The 8,640-nt window shown below is 69.2% G+C and carries 5 protein-coding genes and 1 pseudogene; 5 read left to right on the forward strand and 1 reads right to left on the reverse strand.

Annotated elements, in window-relative coordinates:
- The 4 genes and pseudogenes from kdpB to QH276_RS17115 all read left to right on the forward strand — a co-directional run.
- Positions 1-1,716: pseudogene (gene kdpB / locus QH276_RS17100) on the forward strand (potassium-transporting ATPase subunit KdpB); the annotation flags it as partial.
- Position 1,717: 1 nt separating this feature from the next.
- Positions 1,718-2,665 carry a potassium-transporting ATPase subunit C gene (locus QH276_RS17105; protein ID WP_280399616.1) on the forward strand — a complete coding sequence of 316 codons (948 nt, stop codon included), beginning with the start codon at positions 1,718-1,720 and terminating at the stop codon, positions 2,663-2,665.
- Positions 2,666-2,691: 26 nt separating this feature from the next.
- Positions 2,692-5,235 (forward strand): sensor histidine kinase, encoded by a 2,544-nt coding sequence (locus QH276_RS17110; protein ID WP_280399615.1) that lies wholly within the window; start codon positions 2,692-2,694, stop codon positions 5,233-5,235.
- A 38-nt stretch (positions 5,236-5,273) separates the two neighbouring features.
- A complete protein-coding gene (locus tag QH276_RS17115) occupies positions 5,274-5,945 on the forward strand; it encodes a response regulator (RefSeq protein ID WP_280399628.1) in 672 nt (223 codons plus the stop codon).
- Positions 5,946-5,957: 12 nt separating this feature from the next.
- Here QH276_RS17115 and QH276_RS17120 read toward each other — a convergent pair whose 3' ends face one another.
- Positions 5,958-7,775, reverse strand: a complete 1,818-nt coding sequence (locus QH276_RS17120) for an alkyl/aryl-sulfatase (protein WP_280399627.1) — start codon at positions 7,773-7,775, stop codon at positions 5,958-5,960.
- 434 nt (positions 7,776-8,209) lie between these two features.
- Here QH276_RS17120 and QH276_RS17125 point away from each other — a divergent pair, with 434 nt between their 5' ends.
- Positions 8,210-8,443, forward strand: coding sequence for a LapA family protein (locus QH276_RS17125; protein WP_280399614.1), 234 nt, complete (start codon positions 8,210-8,212; stop codon positions 8,441-8,443).
- Positions 8,444-8,640: the final 197 nt, after the last annotated feature.

Here is an 8,640-nt window from a genome sequence, read left to right on the forward strand (position 1 = left end):
GGGGGGGGGGATGCGGGGCTGGGGGGGCCGGGGGAGGGGGTTGGGGGGGTGGGGAGCGCCTGGGTCGACTATTGGGCTATCACGGGTGTGGCCGCGCCGGTTATCCGCTAATCGGGGGGCGACCGGTCCGCGGACACGGGCGGTACCACGGTGCTGTCGGACCGGATCGTCGTACGGATCACCCAGGAGCCCGGCCAGAGCTTCATCGACAAGATGATCGCGCTGGTGGAAGGCGCGGCCCGGCAGAAAACCCCGAACGAGATCGCGCTGAACATCCTGCTGGCCGCGCTCACGCTGATCTTCCTGGTCGCGGTGGTAACGCTGCAGCCGCTGGCGATTTTCGCCGTGGACAACAACCCCGGCGTGCCCGGCGGCCTCGCACTGGGCGACTACGGGGTCACCGGGATCGTGCTGGTATCGCTGCTGGTCTGCCTGATCCCGACCACGATCGGCGCATTGCTGTCGGCGATCGGGATCGCCGGGATGGACCGGTTGGTGCAGCGCAATGTGCTGGCCATGTCGGGCCGGGCCGTGGAAGCCGCCGGCGATGTGAACACCCTGCTGCTGGACAAAACCGGCACCATCACGCTCGGGAACCGGCAGGCCGCGGCGTTCGTGCCGCTGTCCGGGGTCGGCGAACAGGAACTCACCGACGCCGCGCAACTGTCCAGCCTCGCGGACGAGACCCCGGAGGGCCGCTCCATCGTGGTGTACGCGAAGGACACCTACGGGTTGCGGGAACGCACCCCGGGTGAACTCGCGCACGCCGAATGGGTGGCGTTCTCCGCGACCACCCGGATGTCCGGGGTGGATGTGGACGGTGTGCAGTTGCGCAAGGGCGCCGCGAATTCGGTGGCCGAATGGATTCGGGCGCACGGCGGTTCGGTACCGGCCGAACTCGGCACCGTGGTCGACGGAATCTCCGCAGCCGGCGGCACCCCGCTGGCCGTCGGGGAGATCCGCGACGGCGCGGCCCGCGTACTCGGCGTGATCCACCTGAAGGACGTGGTGAAACTGGGTATGCGGGAACGGTTCGCGGAAATGCGGCGGATGGGTATCCGCACCGTCATGATCACCGGCGACAATCCGCGCACCGCCAAGGCCATCGCCGACGAGGCCGGGGTGGACGATTTCCTGGCCGAGGCCACCCCCGAGGACAAACTGGACCTGATCCGGCGGGAACAGCAGGGTGGCCGCCTGGTCGCGATGACCGGGGACGGTACCAACGACGCACCGGCGCTGGCGCAGGCCGATGTCGGGGTCGCGATGAACACCGGGACCTCGGCCGCCAAAGAGGCCGGGAACATGGTCGACCTCGATTCCGATCCCACCAAACTGATCGAGATCGTGGAGATCGGCAAACAGCTGCTCATCACCCGCGGCGCGCTCACCACGTTCTCCATCGCCAACGATATCGCCAAGTATTTCGCGATCATCCCGGCGCTGTTCGTGGGGTTGTTCCCGGGTCTGGATCTGCTGAACGTCATGCGGCTGGCCAGTCCGCAATCGGCCATCCTGTCGGCGGTGATCTTCAACGCGCTGGTCATCGTGGCGCTGATCCCGCTGGCGCTGCGCGGTGTGCGGTACACGCCGGGTAGTGCGGCGAAGCTGCTCGGCCGCAACCTTTCGATCTACGGGCTGGGCGGGATCGTCGCGCCGTTCCTCGGGATCAAACTCATCGACCTCGTGATCCGATATCTCCCCGGGATGGCCTGATATGCCTGTTTCCGATCTGATCCGTCAGCATCTCGCCGCCCTGCGGGCGCTGCTGATCCTGACCTTGATCACCGGTTTCGCCTACCCCGCCCTCGTCTGGGTGGCGGGCCAGCTGCCGGGACTGCACGACAAAGCACACGGTTCGCTCGTCGAGCACGGCGGGCGGGTCGTGGGCAGTTCCCTGATCGGCCAGTCGTTCACGGACGCGGACGGCGACGCGATCGCCTGGTATTTCCAGAGCCGTCCCTCGGCGGCCGGCGACGGGTACGACGGCCTCGCCTCGGGCGGATCCAACCTCGGTCCGGAGAACATCGTCGACACCCCGGCCGACCCGGCTCTGCTCGCGGCCGGATCCGACCCCGAAACGGCAGGTTTCGCACCGAGCCTGCTCACCCAGATCTGCACCCGCAGTCACGAGATCGGTGCGCGCGAAGGCGTCGACGGTGCCCGGCAGTTCTGCACGGCGAACGGGGTCGGGGCGGTGCTCTCGGTGCTGGGCCCCCGCGCCGCGGACGGTTCGGTGCTCGCGCAGCGGGTGGTCAGCGTGAACGAACCCTGCCCGGCCGGATCCACCGGGCAAGCACCGGTATTCCTCGCCGAATACCAGGGCGTTCCGGTGGAATGCGCGCGCTACGGCGAGGATTACTCGGCGGGCCGGATCGTGCCCGTCGCCGGGGACGCCCCTGCCGACCCGGCGGTTCCGGCGGACGCCGTGACCAGCAGCGGCAGCGGTCTGGATCCGCATATCTCCCCCGCCTACGCCGCGATCCAGGTGAACCGGGTGGCAGCCGCCCGCGGTATCGACCCCGCCGCGGTACGCGATATCGTCGCCGCCCACACCACCGGCCGCGTCCTCGGTTTCGCCGGGGAGCCGCGAGTCCACGTCCTCGAACTCAACCTCGAGCTGGACCGCCGCTATCCCGTGTCCGGCACTGCGGGCGGCGAGTGAGCCGTGCACGATGACATGATTCGCACGTGACCACGACACCCGACCGGACCCCGGGTGAGCTGCGTATCTATCTCGGCGCGGCCCCCGGGGTCGGGAAAACGTACGCGATGCTCGGGGAGGCGCATCGCCGGCTGGCCCGCGGCCAGGACGTGGTGGCCGCCGTGGTCGAAACGCACGGCCGGGCGCAGACCGCGGAACTGCTCGAAGGTATCGAGCAGTTGCCCCGGATCGCGCTCTCCTATCGCGGCACGGTGCAGTACGAACTGGATGTGGACGCGGTGCTGGCACGGCGCCCCGATCTGGTGCTGGTGGACGAACTGGCGCATACCAACACTCCGGGCAGCCGCAACCGCAAGCGGTACCAGGATGTCCAGGAACTGCTCGCCGCCGGCATCGATGTGGTGTCGACGGTGAACATCCAGCATCTCGAGGGCCTCAACGATGTGGTCGAGCAGATCACCGGGGTCACCCAGCGCGAAACCGTGCCGGACGCGGTGGTGCGGGCCGCCGGCCAGATCGAACTGGTCGATATCACCCCGGAGGCGTTGCAGCGGCGGATCACCTTGGGCAATGTGTACGCGCCGGAGAAGGCCGACGCCGCGCTGGCGCACTACTTCCGGCGCGGCAACCTCACCGCGCTGCGCGAACTCGCCCTGCTGTGGCTGGCCGACCAGGTGGACGCCGCGCTCGCGAAATACCGGGCCGACCACCGGATCACCGCCACCTGGGAGGCCCGCGAACGGGTGGTCGTCGCGGTGACCGGCGGGCGGGAATCGGAAACCCTGGTGCGGCGGGCCGGGCGGATCGCGGCCAAATCCAGTGCCGAACTGCTCGTCGTGCACGTGGTGCGCGGGGACGGGCTGACCGGGGTCGCCGCCCCGCAGATGGCGGCGGTCCGCGAACTGGCGGCGCATCTGGGCGCCGAACTGCACACGGTGGTCGGCGACGATGTGCCCACCGCGCTCCTGGATTTCGCCCGCACGGTCAACGCCACCCAGCTGGTGCTGGGCACCTCGCGGCGGTCGCGCTGGGCGCGGATGGTCGACGAGGGTATCGGCGCGGAGGTGGTGCAGCAGTCCGGCACGATCGATGTGCACATGGTGACCCACGAGGAAGCCCGGCAGCGGCGACGGCGGCGCAAACCGCGGCCCAAGCTGCGCCGCATGGCGGCCTGGGTGGCCGCGCTCGCGGTACCGTCGGCCATCTCGGCGATCCTGGCGGTCTGGCTGGACCGCTATCTCGACCTGGTCAGCGAGAGCGCACTGTATTTCGTGGCGGTGCTGGCGGTCGCGCTGTTCGGCGGTGTGCTGCCGGCGATCGCGGCCGCGCTACTGGCCGGGTTGCTGCTCAATATCCTGTTCACCGACCCCCGCTACAGCATCACCATCCAGGAGCCGAACAACTTCCTGCCCGCCGTGCTGTTGCTGGTGGTGGCGGTCGCGGTGGCGGTGCTGGTCGATACCGCGGCGCGCCGCGCCGAACAGGCCGGACAGGCCTCCCGGGAAGCCGAACTGCTCACCCTGTTCGCGGGTTCGGTGCTGCGCGGCGCCGATCCGACCGCCCTGCTGGACCGCTTGTGCCAGACCTACGGCCAGCGCGCGGTGAGCCTGCGCCACCGCACCCGCGGCGCGCTCGCCACGGTCGGCACCGATCCGCCCGACCGCCCCGATACGGCCGATACCGCCGTCGAGGTCGGTGACGGCGAGTATTGGCTGCTGCTGTCCGGCCCGACCCTGCGCGCCCGCGACCGGCGCGTCCTCGAGGCGGTGGCGGGCCAGGCCGTCGGCCTGATCCAGCGCCAGCAGCTCACCGAGGAAGCGAACCAGGCCGCGGCGCTCGCCGAGGCCGACCGGTTGCGCCGCGATCTGCTCTCCGCGGTCAGCCACGATCTGCGCACCCCGCTGGCGGCGGTGAAGGCGGCGGTATCGAGCCTGCGCTCCGACGATGTGGAGTTCTCCCCGGAGGACCGCGCCGAACTGCTCGCCACCGTGGAGGAATCCGCCGATCAGCTCACGGCGCTGGTCGGTAACCTGCTCGACTCCTCACGGCTGGCAGCGGGTGTGGTGCGGCCCCGGTTGCGGGCGGTGTATCTGGACGAGGTAGTGCACCGGTCCCTGGTGAGCGTGGGGGTGAGCCCGCGCGGGGCCCGCCGCGGCGCGCTCGACCGGGTGCGGGTGAAGGTCGGGACGATCGCCGTCGCGGCCGACCCCGATCTGCTGGAACGGATCCTGGCCAACCTCGTCGACAACGCGTTGCGCTACGGCGCGGAATCGGAGGTGCTGATCGATGCCGCCATGGTGGACGGCCGGGTGCTGGTGCGGGTCGTGGACCACGGGCCGGGCCTGCCCGGCGCCGACGCCGAGCGGGTTTTCGATCCGTTCCAGCAGCTCGGCGACCGGGACAACACCAGCGGTCTCGGATTGGGGCTTTCGGTGGTCCGCGGTTTCGCCCTCGCCCTGGGCGGTTCGGTGAGCGCCGTCCCCACCCCCGGCGGAGGACTCACTGTCACCGTCGATCTCGCCGTCGCCGGCGACCGCGGCGACACGCCGACCACGGAGGTATCGCAGTGAACGCCGCAGCGCCCGGGCACGGAGCGAAACAGCCCACCGTGCTGGTGGTCGACGACGAACCGCAGATCCTGCGGGCCATGCGGATCAACCTGTCGGTGCGCGGCTACGACGTGGTCACCGCGTCGACGGGTGCCGGAGCACTGCGGGCGGCGACCGAACGCAAACCCGATGCGGTGGTACTCGACCTCGGGCTCCCCGATATCGACGGCATCGAGGTGCTCGCGGGATTACGCGGCTGGACGAAGATGCCGATCATCGTGCTCTCCGCCCGCACCGATTCGGCGGACAAGGTGGACGCGCTCGACGCCGGCGCCGACGACTACGTGACCAAACCCTTCGGGATGGACGAATTCCTGGCCCGGCTGCGCGCCGCGCTGCGACGGGCCGCGGATTCGGCCGACCCCGGCGAACCGGTGGTGGTCACCGATTCGTTCACCGTCGACCTGGCGGCGAAGAAGGTGATCAAGGCGGGCGCCGAAGTCCACCTGACCCCCACCGAATGGGGTGTGCTGGAAATGCTGGTGCGCAATCGCGGGAAACTGGTGGGCCGTCAGGAGCTGCTGCGCGAGGTGTGGGGTCCGGCGTATCAGGCCGAAACCCATTACCTTCGTGTCTATCTCGCCCAGCTACGCCGCAAACTGGAGGACGACCCTTCCCACCCCCGGCATCTGCTGACCGAGCCGGGGATGGGTCACCGCTTCCGGGAGTAGGTCCTGTCCCCGTCAGGGTGTCACGATCGGGAATTGCGGGTCGGGCGTGTCGAGCAGGCCGATGAAGGTCTGGAGCAGGCTTTCCTCGCCCTTCATGGTGACCCCGTCGAACCCACCACCGCCCACGGCCTTCAACAGTTGCGCTTTGGTGAGCGTCAGGGTGAGATCCGCGGGGCCGTCGACCGGGGCCTCGGCCGTGGGCGTGCGGTGGGTGAGGGCACCGCGGGACAGGGTCAAGCGGTGCACCCGGTTCTCGTCGGTCAGCTCCCAGTCCATGGTGAAATCGGTCGCCGCGGCGCGCAGACCGTCGATGCGGACCGCGAGCGAGTCGACGATCATCTCGAGGGTCAGCGCCCGCATCATTTCCGGCGATGCCGTGCTCGTCGCCATCGGACTCGGGCCTTTGCGCAGCTCCTGCGCCCCGACCAGGAAGAAGTTGCGCCAGGTCCCGTTCTCGGCGCCGTAACCGAGCCGGTCGTAGACCTGCGCCAGCTCGTGTTTGGCCCCCTCGTGGTCCGGCTCGGCGAAAACAGCGTGCTGGAGCAGCGTAGCGGCGAAACGGAGATCGCCGTCGGCGGCGTACCCGTGGGCTTTACCGACGATCGCCTCGATACCGCCGTAATCGGCGACGTAGCGCCGCGCCAGCTCGGCGGGCGGGTGTTCCCACAAATGCGCGGGATTACCGTCGAACCAGCCCATGTACCGCTGGTAGATCGCTTTCACATTGTGGCTGGTGGAGCCGTAATAACCGCGGTTGGCCCACAGACCGTCGAGTGCGGGCGGGAATTCGAACTGTTCGGCGATCTCCGGGCCGGTGAGACCTCGGTTCGTCAGCCGCAGGGTTTGATCGTGCAGGTAGGAGTACATATCCCGTTGCCCGGCGACCCACGCCGTCCAGTTCTCACGACCCCAGGTCGGCCAATGATGCGAGGCGAAGGCGACATCGGCCTTATCGCCGAATCGGGCGATGGCCTCGTCCAGATACCGGGCCCAGACCCGGGAATCCCGGACGACCGCGCCGCGCAGCGTGAGCACGTTGTGCATATTGTGGGTCGCGTTCTCTGCCATGCAGAGTGCGCGGCGGCCGGGGAAGAGGAAATTCATCTCGGCCGGTGCCTCGGTGCCGGGGGTGAGCTGGAAGACGATCCGGACGCCGTCGATTTCCTCTTCCTGCCCGGTGCGGGTGATATCGACCGTCGGCGGGATGAGGGTGACGGTTCCGGTGGAGGTGGTCATACCGAGCCCGGCACTGATCTGCCCGTCGGGCGCCTTGTCCAGCACCGCCCCGTACATGAAGACCGCACGCCGGTTCATCGCGTTACCGGCGTAGACGTTCTCGCTGACAGCGTGTTCGAGGAACCCCTCGGGAGCCAGCACCGGGATCGCCGGATGCCCCTCGGGTACCACTCCCCTGGCACCGCCGAAATGGTCGACATGGGAATGGGTGTAGATCATTCCGGTGACCGGGCGGTCACCGCGGTGCGCGCGATACAGCGCCAATCCCGCGGCCGCGGTTTCCGCCGAGATGAGCGGGTCGATCACGATGATGCCCTCGCGGCCTTCGACGAACGTCATATTCGACAGGTCCAGGTTGCGCACCTGGTAGATCCCCTCGGTGACCTCGAAAAGCCCCTGCTTGTTGCAGAGTTGCGACTGCCGCCACAGGCTCGGGTTCGCGGTGGCCGGGCAGTCCCCGTCGAGGAATCCGTAGGCACCGGTATCCCAGACCACGCGTCCGTCGGCCGCCTTAACCACCGGCGGGTCGAGCTCGGCGATGAACCCGCGATCGGCATTCTCGAAGTCGGTGGTGTCGGCGAAGTCCACCTGCATGGTCATCGTTACCTCACTCTGCGATGTCTCGGCTGATAGAGCGGTCACGGCGCGGAGATTCGAGCAGCCGTTCGCCCGGTGGTCTTCCGGATCGGGATGGGCGTACCGGCGTCGCTCACGGTAATCAGCGCCCGGCGGCGGAGGTATCACCTACGGCGGGTGATTTATGCGGCCCGGCAATCCGTGCGTAGGTCGCCGCCGTCCGGGGAACACGTGGATCCGCGGGCCGGCCGAGCCGGCAGATCGACCGGTATCGGGCGGGCGATCGCGGCAAGCGCGCCGACGGCGGCGGCGCCGACGGGGGCAGATCTGCGCGGGGACCAGGGCAATCCGTGGCGCCGCGGACGGCCGAACTCATCCGCCCGGGGTGAGGTCCGGCCGGTACCGGAGCGGCACACTACGTGTATATCCGGCCCACTGTTCGGAGGACACCGATGACAACCGAGAACGCGCGGAAGCCGACCCTGCTGTCCCGCATATCGTTCAACCAGTGGTTGGCCGCAGTCCTGATCGTGCTGGCCGCCGTGTTCATCGTGCAGAACCGGGACCGGGTGGATATCAATTTCCTGCTCGTCACCGTCACCTCGCCGATGTGGCTGGTCCTGCTGATCCTTTTCCTCGTCGGCACGCTCGCCGGTCTACTGATCCGGCGGCGGGCACGCCGCTGACCCGAAGCCGTCGTAGCCCCCCCCCGGGGGGCGGCGCCCCGCCCCGGACCCGCCGGGCACGGGGGAAACTGGACCGCCGGGCGGTGCAGGCTCGCTTGGCCGCGGACCCGGCGGCCACGGTCGGGAACGCGCCGCGCGACGAGGTGGAAGCCGCGCTACTCGATATCGTCTCGGGCGTTCTGGGCGGGGCCGCGATC

It is taken from the genome of Nocardia carnea (genome assembly GCF_029869215.1).
GTDB lineage: Bacteria > Actinomycetota > Actinomycetes > Mycobacteriales > Mycobacteriaceae > Nocardia > Nocardia carnea_B.